16 protein-coding genes are annotated in these 20,673 nt (G+C 38.9%); 10 read left to right on the top strand and 6 right to left on the bottom strand.

Annotated elements, in window-relative coordinates:
• Nucleotides 1–8: 8 nt before the first annotated feature.
• The 3 genes from bshA to BMX11_RS12980 all read left to right on the top strand — a co-directional run bounded on the left by bshA (nt 9) and on the right by BMX11_RS12980 (nt 3,893).
• Complete coding sequence (gene bshA / locus BMX11_RS12990; RefSeq protein ID WP_090884952.1) at nt 9–1,151, top strand: N-acetyl-alpha-D-glucosaminyl L-malate synthase BshA; 1,143 nt, start codon at nt 9–11, stop codon at nt 1,149–1,151.
• A gap of 259 nt (nt 1,152–1,410) precedes the next feature.
• Nucleotides 1,411–3,297: a glycoside hydrolase family 35 protein gene (locus BMX11_RS12985; protein WP_090884950.1), complete on the top strand. Its 1,887-nt coding sequence runs from the start codon at nt 1,411–1,413 to the stop codon at nt 3,295–3,297.
• 149 nt (nt 3,298–3,446) lie between these two features.
• On the top strand, nt 3,447–3,893 hold the full coding sequence (locus BMX11_RS12980; protein ID WP_090884947.1) for a KTSC domain-containing protein: 447 nt from the start codon (nt 3,447–3,449) through the stop codon (nt 3,891–3,893).
• 453 nt (nt 3,894–4,346) lie between these two features.
• Here BMX11_RS12980 and BMX11_RS12975 read toward each other — a convergent pair whose 3' ends face one another.
• The 4 genes from BMX11_RS12975 to BMX11_RS12960 form a co-directional block, all read right to left on the bottom strand.
• Nucleotides 4,347–5,063 carry a phytanoyl-CoA dioxygenase family protein gene (locus tag BMX11_RS12975; RefSeq protein WP_090884944.1) on the bottom strand — a complete coding sequence of 239 codons (717 nt, stop codon included), beginning with the start codon at nt 5,061–5,063 and terminating at the stop codon, nt 4,347–4,349.
• Nucleotides 5,064–5,066: 3 nt separating this feature from the next.
• Complete coding sequence (locus BMX11_RS12970) at nt 5,067–5,561, bottom strand: SRPBCC family protein (RefSeq protein WP_090884942.1); 495 nt, start codon at nt 5,559–5,561, stop codon at nt 5,067–5,069.
• A gap of 7 nt (nt 5,562–5,568) precedes the next feature.
• Nucleotides 5,569–6,681 carry a lactonase family protein gene (locus BMX11_RS12965; protein WP_090884939.1) on the bottom strand — a complete coding sequence of 371 codons (1,113 nt, stop codon included), beginning with the start codon at nt 6,679–6,681 and terminating at the stop codon, nt 5,569–5,571.
• A gap of 115 nt (nt 6,682–6,796) precedes the next feature.
• Nucleotides 6,797–8,269 (bottom strand): pseudouridine synthase, encoded by a 1,473-nt coding sequence (locus tag BMX11_RS12960; protein WP_090884937.1) that lies wholly within the window; start codon nt 8,267–8,269, stop codon nt 6,797–6,799.
• Between the two features lie 264 nt (nt 8,270–8,533).
• Here BMX11_RS12960 and BMX11_RS12955 point away from each other — a divergent pair, with 264 nt between their 5' ends.
• Together BMX11_RS12955 and BMX11_RS12950 are read left to right on the top strand one after the other, a co-directional pair.
• Nucleotides 8,534–9,310: a lytic transglycosylase domain-containing protein gene (locus tag BMX11_RS12955; protein WP_090884935.1), complete on the top strand. Its 777-nt coding sequence runs from the start codon at nt 8,534–8,536 to the stop codon at nt 9,308–9,310.
• Nucleotides 9,311–9,554: 244 nt separating this feature from the next.
• Nucleotides 9,555–10,601, top strand: coding sequence for a 2Fe-2S iron-sulfur cluster-binding protein (locus BMX11_RS12950; protein ID WP_090884933.1), 1,047 nt, complete (start codon nt 9,555–9,557; stop codon nt 10,599–10,601).
• A 71-nt stretch (nt 10,602–10,672) separates the two neighbouring features.
• Here the strand turns inward: BMX11_RS12950 and BMX11_RS12945 are convergent, their stop codons facing one another.
• The gene (locus BMX11_RS12945) at nt 10,673–11,113 is read right to left on the bottom strand and encodes a VOC family protein (protein WP_090884931.1); all 441 of its coding nucleotides are present in this window, start codon (nt 11,111–11,113) and stop codon (nt 10,673–10,675) included.
• 444 nt (nt 11,114–11,557) lie between these two features.
• Here BMX11_RS12945 and uvrA point away from each other — a divergent pair, with 444 nt between their 5' ends.
• From uvrA to BMX11_RS12920, 5 genes are all read left to right on the top strand, one after another.
• Complete coding sequence (uvrA, locus tag BMX11_RS12940) at nt 11,558–14,401, top strand: excinuclease ABC subunit UvrA (protein ID WP_090884929.1); 2,844 nt, start codon at nt 11,558–11,560, stop codon at nt 14,399–14,401.
• 193 nt (nt 14,402–14,594) lie between these two features.
• Nucleotides 14,595–15,362, top strand: a complete 768-nt coding sequence (locus BMX11_RS12935; RefSeq protein ID WP_090884927.1) for a TatD family hydrolase — start codon at nt 14,595–14,597, stop codon at nt 15,360–15,362.
• A 128-nt stretch (nt 15,363–15,490) separates the two neighbouring features.
• Nucleotides 15,491–16,513, top strand: coding sequence for an asparaginase (locus BMX11_RS12930; protein WP_090884925.1), 1,023 nt, complete (start codon nt 15,491–15,493; stop codon nt 16,511–16,513).
• Between the two features lie 168 nt (nt 16,514–16,681).
• Entirely contained in the window at nt 16,682–18,094 is a 1,413-nt protein-coding gene (locus BMX11_RS12925) for an MBL fold metallo-hydrolase (protein ID WP_090884923.1), read from the top strand.
• A 35-nt stretch (nt 18,095–18,129) separates the two neighbouring features.
• On the top strand, nt 18,130–19,107 hold the full coding sequence (locus BMX11_RS12920) for a YpdA family putative bacillithiol disulfide reductase (protein ID WP_090884921.1): 978 nt from the start codon (nt 18,130–18,132) through the stop codon (nt 19,105–19,107).
• Nucleotides 19,108–19,390: 283 nt separating this feature from the next.
• On the opposite strand, the gene BMX11_RS12915 is transcribed toward BMX11_RS12920, so the two are convergent.
• Nucleotides 19,391–20,392, bottom strand: coding sequence for an alpha/beta hydrolase (locus BMX11_RS12915; protein WP_090884919.1), 1,002 nt, complete (start codon nt 20,390–20,392; stop codon nt 19,391–19,393).
• Between the last annotated feature and the right edge of the window lie 281 nt (nt 20,393–20,673).

The following is a 20,673-nucleotide window of genomic DNA, read 5'->3' as shown; positions in this document are numbered from 1 at the left end:
CGTACATAATGAAGATAGGAATTGTTTGCTACCCCACTTTTGGCGGTAGTGGAGTAGTTGCAACTGAGCTGGGTAAAGCATTGGCTAACGAAGGCCACCAGGTTCACTTTATTACTTATAGCCAACCTGCAAGGCTCGATTTTTTTTCGGCCAATTTGTTCTATCACGAGGTGTCGGTAAGAGATTATCCACTTTTCGACTATGCCCCTTATGAATCGGCCTTAGCCAGCAAATTGGTAGATGTGGTACGTTTCGAACAATTGGATGTACTTCACGTTCATTATGCTATTCCCCATGCCTCTGCAGCTTTTATGGCCAAGCAGATTTTAGCCAGTTATGGTATACATATTCCGGTGGTTACTACCCTACACGGAACAGATATTACCTTAGTGGGAAAAGATCCAACCTATAAGCCTGTTGTTACATTCTCTATTAATCAAAGTGATGGCGTAACTACGGTTTCACAGGATCTGAAAGACGATACCTACAGGCATTTTGAGATCACGAAAGATATTAAGGTAATCCCTAATTTTATTGATTTTAGCCGCTTTAGCCTTCAGGCAAAAGACCATTTCAAAAAAGCTATTGCGCCTAACAATGAAAGGATATTGATTCACACCAGTAACTTTAGAAAAGTAAAGCGTACTTCGGATGTAATCCGTGTTTTTGAAAAAGTTCAGTCTGTGATTCCTTCAAAACTTTTAATGGTAGGAGACGGACCAGAACGTGTTTACAATGAACAACTTTGCAGAAGCTTAAACATTTGTGAAAATGTACGTTTCTTAGGAAAGCAAGATGCCGTTGAAGAGATTTTATCTGTTTCTGATTTATTTCTCATGCCTTCAGAATCGGAAAGCTTTGGTTTGGCAGCTTTGGAAGCCATGGCTTGTAAGGTTCCGATTATTACTACGAATGCCGGCGGCTTGCCCGAATTGAATATTGATGGTTTTTGTGGCTACATGAGCAATGTTGGCGATGTAGATAGCATGGCCAATCATGCAATTGAAATATTAAAAGATGAAGAGACCTTAAAGCAGTTTAAAGAAAATGCTTTCAAAAGAGCTCAGGATTTTGATCTTAAAAAAATTCTCCCTCATTACATTGATTTTTACAAAGAGATAATCGAAAATTCGTTGCAGACAAAATATTAAATTTTGCTTTTTTGTGGCTTAATCGTTTATATTTAAGGGTTTGAGTATATTTTTGTGAGTTATAAAACTTGCTTTCTGGGAAGTTAAGGCCAATCAAACGTTTGACTTCCGGAGATCTTTTTTATAGTGAAGAGTCGTCGTTTAGGTCTTTCTCTAAAAAACAGAGCATGGAAATCATATTTTTTTTCAAAAAAATATTCTCAAACCAATCCCTATTTTTTTAGCTGTAAACTAACTTTTTTTGAACAATTAAACACAAATGAAAACCAAACTATTTAGCTTGATTTTACTGGCTGGCTTAGCCATGAATGCCAATGCGCAAACAAAAAACAAGAGCCAGTCTGTTAAACACACCTTTGCCATCGCCGATGGAAACTTTCTTTTGGATGGAAAGCCGATCCAAATCCATAGTGGAGAGATGCATTATGCAAGAATTCCGAAACCTTACTGGCGTCATCGTTTAAAAATGATGAAAGCAATGGGCTTAAATGCCGTTGCCACTTATGTATTCTGGAATTACCATGAAACCGCCCCCGGGGTGTGGGATTTTAAAACAGGGAATAAAGATGTTGCGGAATACATTAAAACGGCGCAAGAGGAAGGCTTATTTGTAATTCTTCGTCCGGGGCCATATGTATGTGCAGAGTGGGAATTTGGAGGGTACCCTTGGTTCTTGCAAAAAGTTCCCGGAATGGTTATCCGCGGAAACAATCCACAATATCTTGCGGCAACAAAAGCATATTTTACAGCGCTTTATGGGCAGGTAAAGAATCTTCTGGTGAGCAACGGTGGGCCAATTATCATGGTTCAGGGCGAGAACGAATTTGGTTCTTATGTAGCACAACGAAAAGATATTGCCTTAGAAGATCATAAAAAATATAGTGCAGCCGTATTTCAGCAGTTAAAAGATGTTGGCTTTAATGTGCCTTTCTTTACTTCAGATGGTAGCTGGCTGTTTGAAGGTGGTGCACTACCTGGAGCATTGCCAACCGCTAACGGTGAAGATGACGTAACCAAACTTAAAGAAATTGTTAACAAGTTTAATGGCGGAAAGGGGCCGTATATGGTGGCAGAATTCTACCCTGGTTGGTTAGATCATTGGGCTGAGCCATTTCCAAAGGTATCTTACAAAAGCACAGCTAAACAAACCCAAAAGTATTTAGATGGAGGTGTTTCGTTTAATTATTACATGGTACACGGTGGAACTAATTTTGGTTTTACTTCTGGTGCAAATTATGATAACAAACATGATATTCAGCCAGATTTAACCAGCTATGACTATGATGCACCAATTAGTGAGGCCGGTTGGGTAACCAAGAAATACGATACTTTGCGCACTATGCTTAAAACTGCTGAAACTCCTGCGGTTCCTGCAAAGAACCCTGTTATCGAAATTTCAAATATTGCTTTAACTAAAGCGGTTGATCTGGAAGATATCAAGAACAAAATTAATCCTGTTAATGATGATAAACCTTTAACTTTTGAGGAGTTAAATCAAGGACATGGTTATGTGTGGTACAGCAAAAAATTCAATCAGCCTATTAGCGGCAAGTTAGAATTATCAGGTTTAAGAGATTATGCGATTGTTTATGTTAATGGAACAAAGGTTGCAGAATTAAACAGCTATTATAAAAAATATGATTGCGAAATCGATATTCCTTTCAATGCTACCCTAGATATTATTGTAGAAAATATGGGGCGTATTAATTATGGCTCTAAAATCATTAATAGTACAAAGGGAATTATATCTCCGGTAATCATCAATGGGCAAACCATCACTGGTAATTGGGATATGTACAAATTACCAATGGATGTTACACCTGATCTGGCTGCTGCTAAAAATTCTGCAGTTGCAGGTAAACCAGCAGTATATCAGGGAAGTTTCAATTTAACTAAAACCGGTGATACTTTCTTGGATATGCGCGATTGGGGTAAGGGTATTGTTTTTGTAAATGGCATTAACATCGGACGTTATTGGAGTGTTGGGCCACAACAAACGCTTTATTTACCTGGCTGCTGGTTAAAGGCAGGTAAAAATGATATTGTAATTTTCGAGCAGAAAAACGACACTATTCAAAAATCCATTAAGTCTATAGCCACACCAATTTTGGAAGAAGTTAATGCAGAAAAAGGCCTGCCAAAGTAGGTTTAAATAGATTCTAAGAAGTCACCAGTTGGTATTGTTCAATTCAATATCGGCTGGTGATTTTTTGTTTTCCAGCCTTATGAAAAATAATATTTACTAAAACAAAACTTTCTCAAAATCAAATCATTATAAATCGTACCTTTGCGGCCATGAAAAAAATAGTGGATTACAGAAAGCTTCTAAACGTAGATAAAACAGCTGAATTAAAGGAACTTAAAACAGTGTACAGAACATTGATGAAAGATTGCCATCCTGACAAATTTCAGCAAGATGAAGAGAAGTCAGCAGCAGAAGCCAGAAGTAAGGATATTATTGAAGCTTATCATTTTTTAGTGAGTATCGCTCCCGAAACTAGAGAACAGCATTTGGAAACCTATACCCAAACCATCACTACATCCAATATCATGGATTTTGAGTATAAACAGCAAGTGCTCAATGTTCAGTTTTTTGATGGTAGTGCTTACGAATATTTTGATGTGCCCAGAGCGATATATATCAAATTGGTAAATGCAGATTCTCCGGGAAGATTTGCCAGAAGACATATTTTTAGCGAATTTCCGTACCGGAATGTAGCGAAGGTTGCTGAACCAGCATAAATAGAATTATTGAAGGATTGAGTTTTGAATGATTGAATGTGAACAGTACTCGTATCATTCACTCATTCTATCATTAATTCATTAAATCATTGCCTCATTCACACATTAATTATTGAATGATTGAGTTTTGAATGTTTCAATATGAATAGCGCTTGTGTCATTCACTCATCCCATCATTCTTTCATTCACTCATTAATTATTGAAGGATTGAGTTTTGAATGATTGAATGTGAACAGCGCTCGTATCATTCACTCATTCCATCATTGCCTCATTCACTCATTAGTTATTGAAGGATTGAGTTTTGAATGATTCAATATGAATATCGCTTGTGTCATTCACTCATCCCATCATTCTTTCATTCACTCATTAATTATTGGAGGATTGAGTTTTGGATGATTCAATATGAACAGCGCTTGTATCATTCACTCATTCTATCATTGCTTCATTCACTCATTAATTATGAATCTCTAAGAATTCCGCCCAACTCAGCCCCTCAGGTAAACTTTGCCTGCTAAATTCCAGGTGTATAACTCTTCGCTTTCTATTATTGGTTGTTCTGCTTGAGCTGTGAAGCAATAAAGGCTTCATAATCATTACACCGCCCGTTCTAACGTTGCAGCTTAATTCTTTTTCAATATTCCAATCAATTTCGTTTGCCTTGTAAACACCTTTTTTATGCGATCCGGGAATCACTTTAAGCGCTCCATTTCCCTCATCTGTATCATCAAGATGAATGCGGACAGTGAAGTTCTGCTCCAGGATAGGTAGGGGAGGCTGTACAGCGAATTGATCTTGTTTGGTGGTGTAAGGTCCAAAGCCAGGGAGATCGACTCTCTGATCTACTGAAATGGTTAAATCCTGGTGATAGGAAACAAACCAGTTGGAGCTTTGGGGTTTGTCGAAATAAATCGATTTGACAAGGAAGTAGTGCTCACCAAACACCGAATGGATTAACGATTTTAATTTCGGATTAAACAGGTGTTCGGTAATAGCTGGTAACTCCTTTAAAAACTGACGGATGGCAAATAGATCTGCTGATTTCCTAAAAGTTGCTTTGTGCGTATCAACCTGATCAATAATTTCAATGATCGATTTTACTTCTTTTGGCGTATAAATTTCATTGATAATTGAAAAACCATTGGTGTTGACTTCTTTAATCGTATCCGTCATGGACTAATTATTTAACATCGGTTTAAAGCGATTATCTTTATTTCTGAGGTCAAGGCCACCTTCATATACAGATTTTAGATTAACCAGATAAAAGCTCCAGCCGCCGTGGCAACCTAACCTGATATTTCTTTTAGATTCATCGTCAGTAGGAATGTCTTTTTGCGTTAGCTCCACAATCGTATATTCATACTCTTCCCTTAGCTGGATATCTACCAAGCAGGTTCCGGCGAAAGTAAATTGCAAGCTATCATAGCCATCTGCTATGGTAATTACGCCCTCTTCCAGCTCATCATACAGATGCCAGATCCACTTATAGAGATCTCCTTTAAGGATATTCTGGTCCTTTGGAATATTTACGCCATTTTCATCCTGATAGCTGGCATCACTTAAAAACCATTTTTCAATTTCTGTCGGGATGGTCCAGGCATTATAAATTTCCTCAATGCCCGCCTTTATTGCGATTTTAATGGTAAACCTAGTCCAGTCGAAATTTTCCATCAGCGTATTATTTGTCAAATACAAGGCATACCGGTGCGCCAACAGCGATACGTTTTCCGCTATCGGTAAGTTTGCCAGTAATTTTATTCCTGTTGAAAACTACAACATCGTTTGTGTACTGGTGACCTACCAGTAAAAACTTCCCGCTAGGGTCAATACTGAAGTTTCTAGGGCCTTTACCTAAAGTGCTCACCGTTTCTACGAAACGCAAAATACCTGTAGGTAGGATAGAAAAAACAGAGATAGTATTCGCATCTCCGCGATTGGTTTCGTAAAGAAATTTACCATCTGGGGAAACATGAATATCTGCTCCATCGATTTTCCCTGTAAAATCTTTAGGGGTAGTGCCGATCTCCTGAATTTTTTTGAGGTTCCCCTTGCTGTAAACAAATCCGGTAATCTTTCCATTGAACTCGTGGGCCAGGTAAGCAAATCTGCCGTTAGGAGAAAAAGTAATGTGCCTTGGACCCGAGCCTGCATTTGTTTTTAAAACCGTTTTGATGGATAAAACAGTTGATTTAGCTAACGGGTTATAATTATAAATGTACGTTAAATCTTCTCCCAGATCATTGCAAATTAAATATTTATGATCTGGGGTGAATTGTACCATGTGTACGTGTGCGCTTTGTTGTCTGCCTTTCGGATCAATGCTTTTTCCGGTATGCTTAATAATCTGCTTGGCTTCTGCTATTGATCCATCAGCCATGCGGGCGAAAACAGCTAAGCTACCCCCAGAATAGTTGGCAACAATTACGTTTTTGCCGTCAACGGTAATGTGGCAAGGATCTGCTCCCTGACTGTCTACTTTGTTTAAAAAAGATAGCTCACCGGTTAGGTTATTGTATTTAAAAGCACTTACAGTACTGGTATTGCCTGTTTCGTTTACAGCATACACAAATTTTCGATCAGGAGAGATGGCCAGATAACTGGGATTGTCTGTCTTCTTAGCGACACTTTTTAAAGTTGCCTTGGCAGTGATGGTATTAAACTGATAAGTGTAAATGCCTTCGCTCTTGCCTCCATTGGTGTATGTGCCAACCAGCAGGTTGTAATTTGTTTTTTGGGCAAATGCAGCACTAGATAATGCCAGAGCAAATATTAAGGAGGTGACTTTTCTCATGTATTTTTCTTAATGAAAACAAATATGGGAAAAACTTAACGAAACACCATCAGTAGAATGTATTGTCGGGATATATCAATTCAAAAAAAAGGCAACCTTTCGATTGCCTTTTATACTATTTAATAAGATGTTTGATCTGAATCAATTCATGCTCTTCTAAGTAACGCCATCTTCCGCGTGGAAGATCTTTTTTAGTTAAGTTGCCATAAACCACACGGTCTAATTTTTCAACGCTGTAACCCAGGTGTTCGAAAATACGACGAACAATACGGTTTTTGCCACTGTGTATCTGTATTCCAACTTCTTTTTTTGAAGCCCCGGCAACGTAAGAAATATTGTCTGGCTTAATAAGGCCATCCTCTAACTCTAACCCAAATGCAATTTTATTTAAATCACCTTGTGAAAGGTTTTTGTCTAATTCTACATTGTAGATTTTGGTAATGCCATTTTTAGGGTGAGATAACTTGTCGGCAAGATCACCATCATTGGTCATCAATAATAAGCCAGTTGTGTTTCTGTCTAAACGCCCAACAGGATAGATGCGCTCTCTGCTAGCTTTATCAACCAATTGCATTACGGTTTTGCGTTCCTGTGGATCGTCAGTTGTGGTAATGTAATCTTTAGGCTTGTTTAATAAAACGTAAACTTTCTTTTCACGTTTCAATAGTTCGCCATTGTAACGAACCTGATCTTTTGTAGGATCAACTTTGTGGCCTAATTCAGTAACGGATTCACCGTTTACCGTAATAATACCTGCAGCAATAAGTTCGTCTGCCTTACGACGGGAGCAAATTCCTGCATTTGAAATATATCTGTTAAGGCGGATTAAGCCTTTGTCTTCATTTGTTTTGCGACCTTGTTTAATTACGGTTCTTTCTTCGCGGTTAAACTCGGTATCTCTTGCGCTTTCTTCTCTTTTTCTGAAAGGTCTGCTGTCAGTTCCCGGTCTTGGCTTTACATCTCTAGAGCTTCCTGCGCTAGGCTTAAAGTCGTCAGATCTTCCCTCTCTGGGCTTAAATCCACGCTCCCCATATTTCGGTTTAAAATCTCTCGAACCGCCATCCTTAGATTTGAAATCACGTTCTCCTCTTGGTTTGTAATCTCTGGGTTTATCATCTCTTGATTTGAAATCCCTGTCACCTGTTCTAGGTCTGTCCTCTCTTGATTTAAAATCTCTGTCGCCTGTTCTGGGTCTGTCTTCTCTTGATCTGAAATCTCTATCACCTGTTCTAGGTTTGTAGTCTCTTGATTTGAAGCTGCGGTCTTCTGATTTAGCGTTTGAATCTTTTGATTTGAATTCTCTATCGCCAAATTTGAATCCCTTTGGCTCGCTGTCTTTGGATTTGAAATCGCGATCTCCTCTGGGTTTGAAATCTCTTTTGTCTCCGAAGGATTTAGATTTGAAATCTTTACCTTCTGTGCTTCTAGGTCTGAAGCCGTCTTTTGAATCGGATGATTTGCTGAATTTTTGGTCTCTATCACCTGTTTTTCTTCTGTCAGGTCTGGCATCATTAGTTCTGCCTTCTGTTTTTCGACCACCGGATTTGGACTTGTCATCCCGACTGTTCCTGTTGTTTTTATTTATCATGATACGCTTTTATCCACATCAAAAATGCGGGCTGCAAATTTATGCAAAATAGACCAATAAAACAATTTTAGAGAGCGGAAAAATTTACTCAAAAAATAGCCTCTAAAATAGAAAAACTGCCTTAAAAATCCAAATTTAAAATCCACGTTTAAAGCACTTTAAAGGCTGATTTTGGCGGCTATTTTTGTAACTATTTGATAATCTGATTATTATTTTTTACCTTTGCCAACGTTTTTTATAAGTTTCACCAAAAAAAGGAGGAAGATGTTAAAGAAACACATGATCCCATTTATAGTAATGGCAGCATTATTTATATTGGCAAAAGTGTTCGCTTACCAAATGCCCCAAGCAAAAGAAAGTCTTTTAGAAAAAGAAAATTCTGACACAACAACAACAACACAAAAAGCTGAAATCCCAGAAAAAGAACCGATTTCTTTAATGGCTCAGTTAAATTTTGCAGAAGAAACGCTACCCCTAGGAGATAAGCGGATAGAACGCAAAATGAAGAAAACCCTTGCAGCACACACCTATGGTCACCTGCAAACACATCGTTTACATAGAAAAGCGGCTGAATGGTTCCCTATTATCGAACCTATACTTGCAGCTTACGGAATCCCTAACGATTTTAAATATGTAGCACTGGTAGAATCTGGCCTTCAGGCTGGCGTTTCTCCAAAAGGTGCGGCTGGAATTTGGCAGTTTATGCCATCCACGGCCCGTATGTATGGTTTAAAAGTTAATGGTAGAGTAGATGAACGCTACAACTTGCGTAAATCAACCATTGCAGCATGCAAATACATTAAAGAAATGTATGGCGGTTTAGAGAGCTGGACATTGGTAGCTGCGGCTTACAATGTTGGTGACGGTCGCTTACGCAGACAAATCAATAATCAAAATCAGGATAATTATTATAAACTGAAGCTAAACCGCGAAACCGGTGGCTATGTTTATAAATTGATTTCTATGAAACAGATTATGGAACACCCAGCACGTTACGGATACGAAAAACCGAAATCATTATTGGCTTATAACGCTGAATAATAATTAACATAAAAGACAAAGCATTTGGTAAGGGCGTCCTGGTTTTAAATCAGGACGCTTTTTGTTTGTTAGTATCGAGATTTGAGTATCAAGTATCAAGATTGGACGATTGAAAGGTTAACCGCCCTGTCTATATACTAACGACTAGGTACTAACGATTAAGTACTAACGACTATCCTAAGTACCTTTGACGGAGTTCAGCTTTAGCCTTTCCGCTTTCAAACCAAATCCTTTTCTTTGCATTATGTTCAAACTTCGGATCACTAAGATCATCAACCAGCCTGGAGAAAACATTACTTTTCAATTTGAACCGGTAGATGGGGAATACCCTCGTTATTTGGCTGGACAGTTTATATCACTCATTTTTCAAGGAAAGCACAAGGAAGTTAGAAGGTCTTACTCTTTCAGTAGTTCTCCTGATGTGAAGGAGCCGCTATCTATCACCGTAAAACGGGTAGAAAATGGAGAGATTTCTAGATTGTTACACCATAAAACGGCATTAAACGATATATTGCTCGGACAAGAACCGCAGGGGCTCTTTAGTTACCTGCCCGATGAAAAAGTTTACCGGGATGTATTCCTTTTTGCAGCTGGTGTAGGAATTACCCCACTGTTTTCGATTCTTAAAACCGCTTTGGTAAGAGAGCAAAATTCGAGGATTATATTAGTGTACAGTAACCGATCGAGAGAAGATGCATTATTTTATGATGAGCTGAATGAATGGCAACAAAAATACCCCGATAGATTAAAAATTGTATGGGTTTTTAGCAACAGTAAGAATTTAATGACCGCCCGGTTAAACAAGTTTTATATTGAAAGGCTGTTAAAAGAATTCCTGCAACATGAACCTGAAAAAGCGCTTTTCTATACTTGCGGCCCGATCATTTATATGGATTTATGCCGGATTACCTTATTGGGTATGGGTTTCGATATAAAGCAGATTAAAAGAGAAACCTTTGTTTTGCCTGAAGATGAATTGGATGAGGATGATAGCTCTGCAGAAAAGGTGGTCGATAAAAATACCTATTCCGTTGTTTTGGATTTTAAAGGTGAAGTACATCAACTCGAGATTCCCTGGCCAAAAAGAATATTGGATGTGGCCTTGGAGCATAAAATTAAATTGCCTTACAGCTGCCATGCCGGGATGTGTAGTACTTGTGCGGCAACTTGTACCAAAGGAGGGGTGAGGATGGATTACAATGAGGTACTTACCGATGAAGAACTTTCAAAAGGCCGCGTTCTGGTTTGCACCGGCCACCCTACAGAAAATGGAACTACTATCAAATGGTAGTATGGGCTGCTAAAAAGGCTGCACATATGATTATGCGCAGCCCCAAATGAAATTCTTTATAGAAGAGAGGATCAGCCTTTTGGAGCCTCATCATAATTCACCATCCAGCTAATCCCGAATTTATCTACGAACATGCCGAAATAAGCACCCCAAAAAGTTTTGTTCATCGGCATAGTCACTTGTCCGCCGGCAGATAGGCCATCGAATAATTTATCGGCTTCTTCAGTACTGTCTGCATTAATGGAGATCGAAAAGTTGTTGCCAAAGGTAACTGAAGCGCAATAGCTGCCAACGGTATCACTACCCATTAAAGTAGTTTCTTTGCTGATAGGTAAGGAAACGTGCATAATTTTCTCGCCATCTTCTGCTGATAGTGGCTCGCTGCCTTCTGCAGGTGGCATATCTTTGAATTTGCCGATGTAAGGGAATTCTCCCCCGAAAACAGATTTGTAAAAGGTGAATGCCTCTTCGCAATTTCCCTTAAAAGTAAGGTAAGGATTAACTGATGCCATAGTATTATATCTTTTGTTTGTTATTAAATAGTGTGTTTTTCGATTTGGGTTTGGAAAACAAGCGGTTTGGTTATTCTTTTGGGGAATATAAATTTAATATAATTTATCACAATTTGTCAACATTAATTTTGGTTTTCCGCTGATTTAGGCAGATATACGCAGAGTGAAATCTATGCTGAAATCATTTACATTAAAAACCTGTTTAATCTGCGGGAGAAGGATGACATTAAGTATGATATGAAGCTTTTTATGAAAATTAAAAAACACTTGTCTGGCAGTGATGTTAATCTCTGAAAAGCGCTTAAATTTCAAGAACTGTAAATATGACAATCAGTCCTGAATACAGATTGATTTAAGCTTTCTTTTTGATAAAATTTTTAGCAATTTTGCGGATTGGAATTTAGCCATTCTTCCGTCTGATTCCGAGCAACTTTTAAAGACAATATGAGCAGTAAATCAATCGATCTGGGTGAGCAAAAAGAGGTAGAGGTATACGGTGCCAGAGTACATAATTTAAAAAATATCGATGTAAGTTTCCCGCGCAACAAAATGGTCGTAATTACCGGCCTAAGCGGCAGCGGGAAATCATCTTTGGCTTTTGATACCATATATGCCGAAGGACAACGTCGCTACATGGAAACATTTAGTGCTTACAGCCGTCAGTTTATGGGCGGCATGGAAAGACCTGATGTGGACAAGGTATCGGGCCTGAGCCCGGTTATTGCTATTGAGCAGAAAACTACCAGCAAAAATCCTCGTTCAACGGTTGGAACCATTACCGAGATTTACGATTTCATGCGTTTGCTGTATGCACGTGTTGCCGATGCCTATTCTTATAATACCGGTGAGAAGATGGAGCGTATGAGTGAAGACCAGATTCTCCAGAACATCTTTAAGAAATTCTCGGGCGTAGCTGTCAATATTTTAGCTCCGGTGGTTAAAGGAAGAAAGGGACATTACCGCGAACTTTTTGAACAAATCCGTAAACAAGGTTATGTTAAGGTTCGTGTGGATGGTGAAATCAAAGATATTACGGCCAAAATGCAGGTCGATCGTTATAAAATCCATGATATTGAAGTAGTAATTGACCGGTTAATTGTTGATGAAAAAGACAATAAGCGCCTTTTAGATTCTTTACAAATCGCCATGAAAATGGGTAAAGGGGTAATCAAGATCAGTGATAAGGATAATCATGTTGCCCATTTCAGTAAGTTCCTGATGTGTCCAACCACAGGTATCTCTTATGATGAACCTCAGCCAAACAGCTTCTCATTCAACTCGCCTTATGGGGCTTGTGAGCGTTGCGACGGATTGGGCTATATTTTCGTAGTGGACAAAGAATCGGTTATTCCCAATCCAAAACTCAGTATTTTAAATGGTGGTTTAGCACCACTAGGCGAATACCGCGATATCTGGATGTTCCAGGTGTTAAAGGCATTGGCCAAAAAATATAATTTCTCTCTGTCTACGCCTATAGAGAAGCTCAGCGATGAGGTTATCAATATCATTTTAAATGGTTCTCATGATTTGATCAGTGTAGCCGTAGAATACAACAAGTGGAACGTTCAGAACTACAACATTACTTTTGATGGTATCATCAAGATGCTGGAAGAACAGAACGAGAAGCGTGGCGAGGCTGCGGTAGATGATATGGAGACTTTCCGTAAACTGAAAACCTGTCCGGAATGTAACGGAGCACGTTTGAAAAAAGAAAGCTTACATTTCAAGGTAGATGGAATGAACATTTTCGATTTGTCTTCCATGGACATCAACCAATTGAGGACCTGGTTTGAACATGTAGATAGCCGTCTTTCTGATCGTCAGAATATCATTGCCAAAGAGATTTTAAAGGAAATTAAAGCCAGGATCGGATTTTTAACTGATGTTGGACTTACCTATTTAACCCTAGATCGTACAGCGAGAACTTTGTCTGGTGGAGAAGCTCAGCGCATTCGTTTAGCTACGCAGATTGGTTCTCAGTTAATGAATGTAATGTATATTCTGGATGAGCCAAGTATTGGGCTTCATCAGAGAGATAATGAGCGCCTTATTAATGCACTGAAAAATTTACGTGATTTAGGGAACACGGTTTTAGTGGTAGAGCACGATAAGGATATGATTCTGGAAGCCGATTGGGTAATTGATGTTGGCCCGGGTGCCGGTATTCATGGCGGACAGATTGTTGCTGAAGGAACAGCTAAGGATATTTTGAAATCCAAAACCTTAACGGCAGCCTATCTCAACGGTAAAAAAAGTATTGAAATTCCTAAAGAAAGGCGAAAAGGTAATGGACATAAATTATCCATCATTAAAGCCAGTGGTCATAACTTAAAAGATGTTTCAGTAGATTTTCCTCTAGGTAAATTTATTGCCGTTACCGGAGTTTCCGGAAGTGGAAAATCGAGTTTGATTGCAGAGACGCTATATCCTATTTTAAATCACCATTTTTTCAGGGCGAAGAAAACACCGCTTCCATACGAGAAGATTACGGGTTTAAAGGAGATAGATAAAGTAATTGAGATTGACCAGACACCGATTGGTAGAACACCAAGATCTAATCCTTCTACGTATACAGGTGTATTTTCTGACATCAGAAACTTGTTTGTTCAGCTTCCAGAGGCTAAAATAAGAGGGTACAAACCTGGCCGTTTTTCGTTTAACGTAAAAGGTGGAAGATGTGAAACCTGCCAGGGAGCAGGAATGAAAGTAATTGAAATGAACTTTCTGCCTGATGTACAGGTGCCTTGCGAAGAATGCGGTGGCAGAAGGTATAATAGAGAGACCTTAGAGGTACGATATAGAGGAAAGTCGATTAGTGATGTTTTAGATATGAGTATTGAGGATGCTTGTACTTTCTTTGAGCACATTCCAATTATTTATCGCAAAATCAAAACACTTAAGGATGTGGGCTTAGGTTACATCACTTTAGGTCAATCTTCTGTTACCCTATCAGGAGGAGAAGCCCAGCGGGTGAAGCTGGCTACAGAACTTTCTAAGAAAGATACAGGTAAAACTTTTTACATTTTAGATGAACCTACTACTGGTTTGCATTTTGAAGATATTAATGTTTTGCTAGGTGTATTAAATCAACTGGTCGACCGTGGAAATACCATATTGGTTATTGAACACAATTTAGATGTGGTAAAGGTAGCCGATTGGGTAATTGATCTGGGAGAAGAAGGTGGAGCAGGAGGAGGCAGAATTCTTTTTGAAGGAACGCCTGAGGGCCTGATTCAAAATCCAATTAGCTTAACAGGAAAGTTTTTGAAAAAGGAAATGGAAGGCTAATTGGATACCATGTCATCCTTGAGCTTCCCGGTGTGAAATCGGGACAAGTAGTCGAAGACCTTCTTGACAAGTCGAAAACTAAAATGGATTACCCTTCGACAGGCTCTGGATGACAATCCATTTTAGTTTTCTCGTTAAGTTAATAGCATTGGTGTCCTCAGCAACCAGAAAAATTTACGAAGAATATTTTATCATGATTTTTACCGATACCCATACCCATTTATATTACGAGCAAGACTTAGAAAAACAAACTCAATTAATGGAACGCTGTTTTGAAAACGGTGTAAACAGATTGTTCCTCCCAAACGTAGATGTTGCTTCAATAGCGATGATTGACGGCCTAATTGAGAAATATCCCGACAATTGCTTTGCAATGGCAGGATTACATCCCTGCGATGTAAAAGAAGATTATTTAAGCGTTTTAGACGAAATTTATCAAAGTATTGCGCCCCGAAAAATATACGCCATTGGTGAAATCGGGATCGATTTGTATTGGGATAAAACTACATTGGGCATTCAGCAAGATGCTTTTCATAAGCAAATTGCCTGGGCAAAAGCACTTGGGTTACCGATTGTGATTCATTGCAGAGAGGCATTTGACGAGGTTTTTGAGGTGTTGGAAAGTGAGAAAGATGAAAAGTTAAGAGGAATTTTTCACTGTTTTACAGGTAACGTAGCTCAGGCAAAACAAGCCATTGATTTGAATTTTTATCTGGGTATAGGCGGGGTGGTAACCTACAAGAAGGCGGGTTTGGATGCGGTACTTTCTGAAATTCCGCTGTCAAATCTGGTTTTGGAAACAGATTCTCCTTATTTAGCTCCTGTTCCTTTCAGGGGTAAACCAAACGAAAGCAGTTACCTGATTTACATTGCTCAAAAACTGGCAGACATTTACCAGAAGCCTGTATCGGAGATTGCAGAAGTGACTACAGCAAATTCAGTTAAGATTTTTGGAGTTTAAACGTTTTAGTGGCGAGTTATCTTCATGGAGCTGAAAATAGTTCATTTAGGGTGTGTGTTTCTTTGCCCTTAAATTAGCCAAATAGAAATCTTTTGCGTTCTTTTGCGCTGAGCAACTAACTTAGCCAAATGAATAATATCCTGATAATCTATACTGGTGGTACCATCGGTATGGTAAATGATGCCAATGGGATTCTCGTCCCTTTTGATTTCGAGCAGATAAAAGATAACGTTCCTGAATTAGGACGTTTAAACTATCACTTGGATGTTCATTCATTCCATCCTGTTATCGATTCGTCTAATATGGATCCGGTAATCTGGAAAACCTTAGCAGAACTAATTTACAGAAAGTACGACTTATATGATGGTTTCGTAATTCTTCACGGTTCTGACACCATGGCTTTTACGGCTTCAGCGTTGAGCTTTATGTTGGAGAATTTGGCTAAGCCTGTAGTTTTAACGGGTTCGCAATTGCCTATCGGTCAGATTCGTACGGATGCAAAGGAGAATTTAATCACTGCACTAGAGATTGCGGCCACCAAGGAAGATGGTAAGGCACTTGTACCGGAAGTGTGTATCTATTTTGATGCCCAACTGTTTCGCGGGAACCGCTCTATTAAATACAACATCGAAAAATTTGAAGCTTTCCGTTCGCCAAATTATCCAATTTTGGCAGAAGCTGGCGTTCATCTTCAATTCTATAAAAACTACATTTTAAAAGTTCCAGACGGAAAGCTGAATTTAAGAACCAATTTTAATTCCAATATCGGTGTCTTGAAACTATACCCTGGTATTACTCCACAAGCTGTTCAGGCGATCACCGATTCGAAAGTAGATGCCATTATTATGGAAACTTTCGGTTCTGGAAATACCACTACTGCCGATTGGTTTTTAGGCTGTTTGAAAAAGGCTATCGATAATGGGAAAATTATTGTAGACATTTCACAATGTAAAAAAGGTTCGGTACAATTGGGTAGATATGAAACAAGTCGCGAATTGCAAAAAATGGGTGTTTTAAGCGGACATGATTTAACTTTTGAAGCCACAGTTACTAAATTAATGTTTGTAATGGGGTTGGGATTGCCTGTTGAAGAAAGCTGCAGGTTGATGGAAAAATCTATTCGTGGTGAATTAACGCCAGAAAATACCTGATTCCATTTTTAATATTCATTTTAAGTAAAACTTCTGCAATTATGACCTGCGTCATTCGGGTTGTCGCTATTTAGCCCTATTTTTGCTAATAGCTTATATGGCATGTTGAATTTATTTCAGCATCGATCTGGCTCGGAAATAAATTCGGAGCTATAATGCTTAGAAGGAATGAAAATAGAACAAATTTATACTGGTTGCCTGGCAGAAGCCGCTTATTATATAGAAAGTAATGGCGAAGCTGCAATTATTGATCCGCTTAGAGAAGTTGGAACCTATCTGAAAAAGGCAGAAAAGGCCGGAGCCAAGATTAAATATATTTTCGAAACCCATTTTCATGCCGATTTTGTTTCCGGTCATGTAGATTTGGCTGAGAAATCTGGTGCCGAGATTATTTACGGGCCAACAGCAAAAACAGCGTTCAAATCACATATCGCCCGGGATGGCGAACAGTTTAAAATCGGTAAGGTAACCATTACTGCCTTACATACACCCGGGCATACCTTAGAATCTACCACTTATTTATTGACCGATGAAAATGGTAAAGACCACTGTATTTTTAGTGGGGATACACTTTTTATCGGTGATGTTGGTCGCCCGGATTTAGCCCAAAAGGGAGAGCTCACTATGGAGGATTTAGCAGGAATGCTTTATGATTCTTTAAACCATAAAATTAAGCCTCTGGCAGATGACGTGATTGTTTATCCCGCACACGGAGCGGGTTCTGCTTGCGGTAAAAGCATGAGTAAGGAAACTTTTGATACTTTGGGTCACCAGAAAGAAGTGAATTATGCTTTAAAAGCTTCAACAAAAGAACAGTTTATAAAAGAGGTAACGGACGGTATTATGCCTCCGCCTCAATATTTTTCTAAAAATGCAGCAATTAATAAAGGTGGTGTAGAAAGTATTGAAGAAGTTTTTGAGAAAGGTTTAAATGCCTTAATACCTCAGGCTTTCGAAGATACTGCCAATCAAACCGGGGCAATTTTGTTAGATACCCGCGATCCGCAGGTGTTTGCTAAGGGATTTATTCCCAATTCTATCAACATTGGTTTAAATGGTCAGTTTGCGCCTTGGGTAGGTGCTTTGATTACTGATTTGCAACAACCTATTTTGTTGATTACAGAAGAAGGAAAAGCAGAAGAAACCATCACCCGTTTAACCCGTGTAGGTTATGATAATACCATTGGTTATTTAGATGGAGGATTTGAAAGCTGGATTGCTGCAGGAAAGGAAATTGATACCATCGAATCGATTTCTGCCACAGCCTTTGAAACGGCAGCGAGTGAAGCTGAAGTGATTGCGCTTGATGTACGTAAACCTGGTGAGTATGAATCGGAGCATTTAGAATTTACCCTTAGCCGCCCTTTAGATTATATTGATGACTGGATGTCTGAAATAGATCCGAAATCTACCTATTATATCCATTGTGCAGGCGGATATCGCTCAATGATTGCCGCTTCTATTTTAAAATCTCGCGGAGTAGAAAATGTTATCGATGTGGCAGGAGGTTACGGCGCTATAAAAGGTACTAACTTAAAAAGAACCGATTTTGCCTGCCCCAGCAAGGCGATGAAAGTTTAAATTCGTTGAATCTACCTACATCCTAAAAAAACTGAATGTCAGAAAATCACAACCATTACGATATTTTAATTATCGGGGCTGGCCCAATTGGGATGGCCTGCGCCATTGAAGCACAAAGGGCAAACCTGAGCTATATCATTATAGAAAAAGGAGCGTTGGTGAACAGTCTTTTCAATTATCCGGTGTTCATGACGTTTTTTTCTACTTCTCAACGTTTGGAAATTGGAGGGGTGCCTTTCGTAACCATCAGCCCTAAACCCAATAGAAATGAGGCTGTAGAGTACTATCGAAGGGTGGCAGAGAAATTTAATCTGCACATTAATCTGTTTGAAAGGGTTCAACAAGTAACTAAAAATGGCGATTCCTTTCATGTAAATACGGCTAAAGCTGATTATACAGCAAAAAATGTAATTGTAGCTACAGGTTTCTATGATGTTCCGCTTTTAATGAACGTAAAGGGAGAGGAACTTCCAAAAGTAACCCATTATTATAAAGACCCACACTTATATGCTTTTCAGAATGTGCTGGTTGTTGGAGCCAACAATTCAGGCGTTGATGCGGCTTTAGAAACTTACCGCAAGGGAGCTAAGGTAACGATGGTGGTACGGAGCGCGGAACTGGGTAAAAACGTTAAATACTGGGTACGTCCTGATATTGAAAACCGCATTAAAGAAGGAGAAATTACGGCTTATTTTAATGCTGAAGTTTTAGAAATCAGAACAGACGAAGTGGATATTAAAACTCAGGAGGGAATAAAGACCATTCCTAATGATTTTGTAATCGCGATGACTGGTTATCAGCCCGATTTTAATATGCTAAGAAAATTTGGGATTGAGCTCCCTGATAGCCTTTGTCCTGTATACAACGAAAATACCATGGAAACGAATGTTAAGGGGTTATACCTGGCAGGTGTGGTATGCGGAGGTATGGATACGCACAAACTATTTATCGAAAACTCCAGGGTACATGCAGAGCTGATAGTTAAGTCGATCGTAAATCCGGTAGAAATCTAATTAAAAATCCTAATAAGATCTCGTCTTGCTGAATTTATTTCAGTATCTCTTGCCACCCTCGTACGATTAATTACCCTTTTTTCTTCTTTCACGTAGAAAAAATATTAAACTATTGATGATAAATAAGGGGATTAAGATATACTCTATTCCGATGATATAATAAGTATCAGAAATATTAATGTCAACAGTCCTTTCCAAAAACTGCTTTCTAGAAATTAGCGTGTAAATTAAAAACGTGGCTAATACTGCATATAGCAGCCATGAAAATCTACTGATATGTTTATTAGATTTGAGCATTCTTAGAAATTTTAATTTTTAATGTCTTTCTTACAAACTGTTCAATGGCCTGCTCTACACTTTTCAGGTCTTTAGAAATGATATAGGAGGAAAGAATATGATTACCTCCATTAGGTATAGCCACTTTTTCTTTTTGTATGGAACCCAATTGATCAAACATTTTTAACATGGGCTTAATGCGCACAATGAGATCTTGCTCTAATTCATTTTTGTAATAATACAACATCAGAACAGGCTGCTTTACCTTTTGAAAGAGTTTTTTAGTCATGGTACCCTCTACAAGTTCTTGTAATTGTACCAGAGATTCTATTCTATAGCTGGTGTACCAATATTTTTTAAACTCTTCGGTTCTGTCGTCAGTTTTCCGTTGATCGCTTTTTAAAACACGTCTGGCAATCTGCAAACCCCATGGGTCGTTTAGCATCCAGGCATTTTTATCGTTAATTTCTATATTGGGCGAAATCAGGATGAGGCTGTGGACATCCGGATAAGTTGCCGCTAGTTTGAGTGCCATTGTTCCACCGGTAGAACTGCCAATGAGGATTACTTTTTTGCCTAATTTTTGACCTACTACATAAGCTTCTTTGCAACTTTCCCATAAACTATCAGCGGTAAGATATTGCATAGGAGCCAGGCTTTCCAGTCCATGTTCGGCCAGGCGGGGAAGATACAAATTGGCTTTTAACTTTTTGGCCAGATTGAGGTGCACCGGGTTACCTTCGTTTTTTGAGGCAGAGAAACCGTGCAGGTAAACGAGTGCATATTCTGTTTGTTGACGATTTGGAGATGCCCAAACAATCTCGGCCTCGTTTCCAGGTTTTATTTTGTGCTTACCTTCAAACTGGTTGATGTAATCTTCTAAATCAGGCAAATCAGGAACAAGGGGTAGCACTTCGCTGTAGACTGGTCTTTTGGGTTTTGGACCTAAAAGATAGCCTACAATCAAACCCAATGTAAGCGCCCAGAATGCTTTGTAGCGTTTTTTCATCAACCTGATTATGGTGGTTTAAATGTAAACTTTTGCTTGAAAAAAAGCTAGATTTTTATCGAATATAATCGGTTCGTTTGAGGGGAATTATCATCACTTGCCCTGGTAGGTAAACCTGATAGAGCCCGGTAGCCCGCAAGCACGAAGAATGAGGGCGAGGACTACAGGCGATAGCAGGACGAAAGTGGCCGAATTATTCTGCCCCTTAATTTCCAATTCCTATTAATAAGTGGATAGATTATCTTTTTAAGGGAAATTAGTTTAAGTTTGCAATCAAAATT

Source organism: Pedobacter rhizosphaerae, assembly GCF_900111155.1.
GTDB classification, from domain to species: domain Bacteria; phylum Bacteroidota; class Bacteroidia; order Sphingobacteriales; family Sphingobacteriaceae; genus Pedobacter; species Pedobacter rhizosphaerae.
This window is presented reverse-complemented; position numbering and strand designations above follow the sequence as displayed.

Coding starts and splice junctions, on each gene's coding strand:
- BMX11_RS12925 (WP_090884923.1), top strand. CDS start 16,682: ATGAAAATAGAACAAATTTATACTGGTTGCCTGGCAGAAGCCGCTTAT.
- BMX11_RS12945 (WP_090884931.1), bottom strand. CDS start 11,113: ATGGCATCAGTTAATCCTTACCTTACTTTTAAGGGAAATTGCGAAGAG.
- bshA (WP_090884952.1), top strand. CDS start 9: ATGAAGATAGGAATTGTTTGCTACCCCACTTTTGGCGGTAGTGGAGTA.
- BMX11_RS12935 (WP_090884927.1), top strand. CDS start 14,595: ATGATTTTTACCGATACCCATACCCATTTATATTACGAGCAAGACTTA.
- uvrA (WP_090884929.1), top strand. CDS start 11,558: ATGAGCAGTAAATCAATCGATCTGGGTGAGCAAAAAGAGGTAGAGGTA.
- BMX11_RS12970 (WP_090884942.1), bottom strand. CDS start 5,561: ATGGAAAATTTCGACTGGACTAGGTTTACCATTAAAATCGCAATAAAG.
- BMX11_RS12980 (WP_090884947.1), top strand. CDS start 3,447: ATGAAAAAAATAGTGGATTACAGAAAGCTTCTAAACGTAGATAAAACA.
- BMX11_RS12920 (WP_090884921.1), top strand. CDS start 18,130: ATGTCAGAAAATCACAACCATTACGATATTTTAATTATCGGGGCTGGC.
- BMX11_RS12985 (WP_090884950.1), top strand. CDS start 1,411: ATGAAAACCAAACTATTTAGCTTGATTTTACTGGCTGGCTTAGCCATG.
- BMX11_RS12930 (WP_090884925.1), top strand. CDS start 15,491: ATGAATAATATCCTGATAATCTATACTGGTGGTACCATCGGTATGGTA.
- BMX11_RS12955 (WP_090884935.1), top strand. CDS start 8,534: ATGTTAAAGAAACACATGATCCCATTTATAGTAATGGCAGCATTATTT.
- BMX11_RS12950 (WP_090884933.1), top strand. CDS start 9,555: ATGTTCAAACTTCGGATCACTAAGATCATCAACCAGCCTGGAGAAAAC.
- BMX11_RS12965 (WP_090884939.1), bottom strand. CDS start 6,681: ATGAGAAAAGTCACCTCCTTAATATTTGCTCTGGCATTATCTAGTGCT.
- BMX11_RS12960 (WP_090884937.1), bottom strand. CDS start 8,269: ATGATAAATAAAAACAACAGGAACAGTCGGGATGACAAGTCCAAATCC.
- BMX11_RS12915 (WP_090884919.1), bottom strand. CDS start 20,392: ATGAAAAAACGCTACAAAGCATTCTGGGCGCTTACATTGGGTTTGATT.
- BMX11_RS12975 (WP_090884944.1), bottom strand. CDS start 5,063: ATGACGGATACGATTAAAGAAGTCAACACCAATGGTTTTTCAATTATC.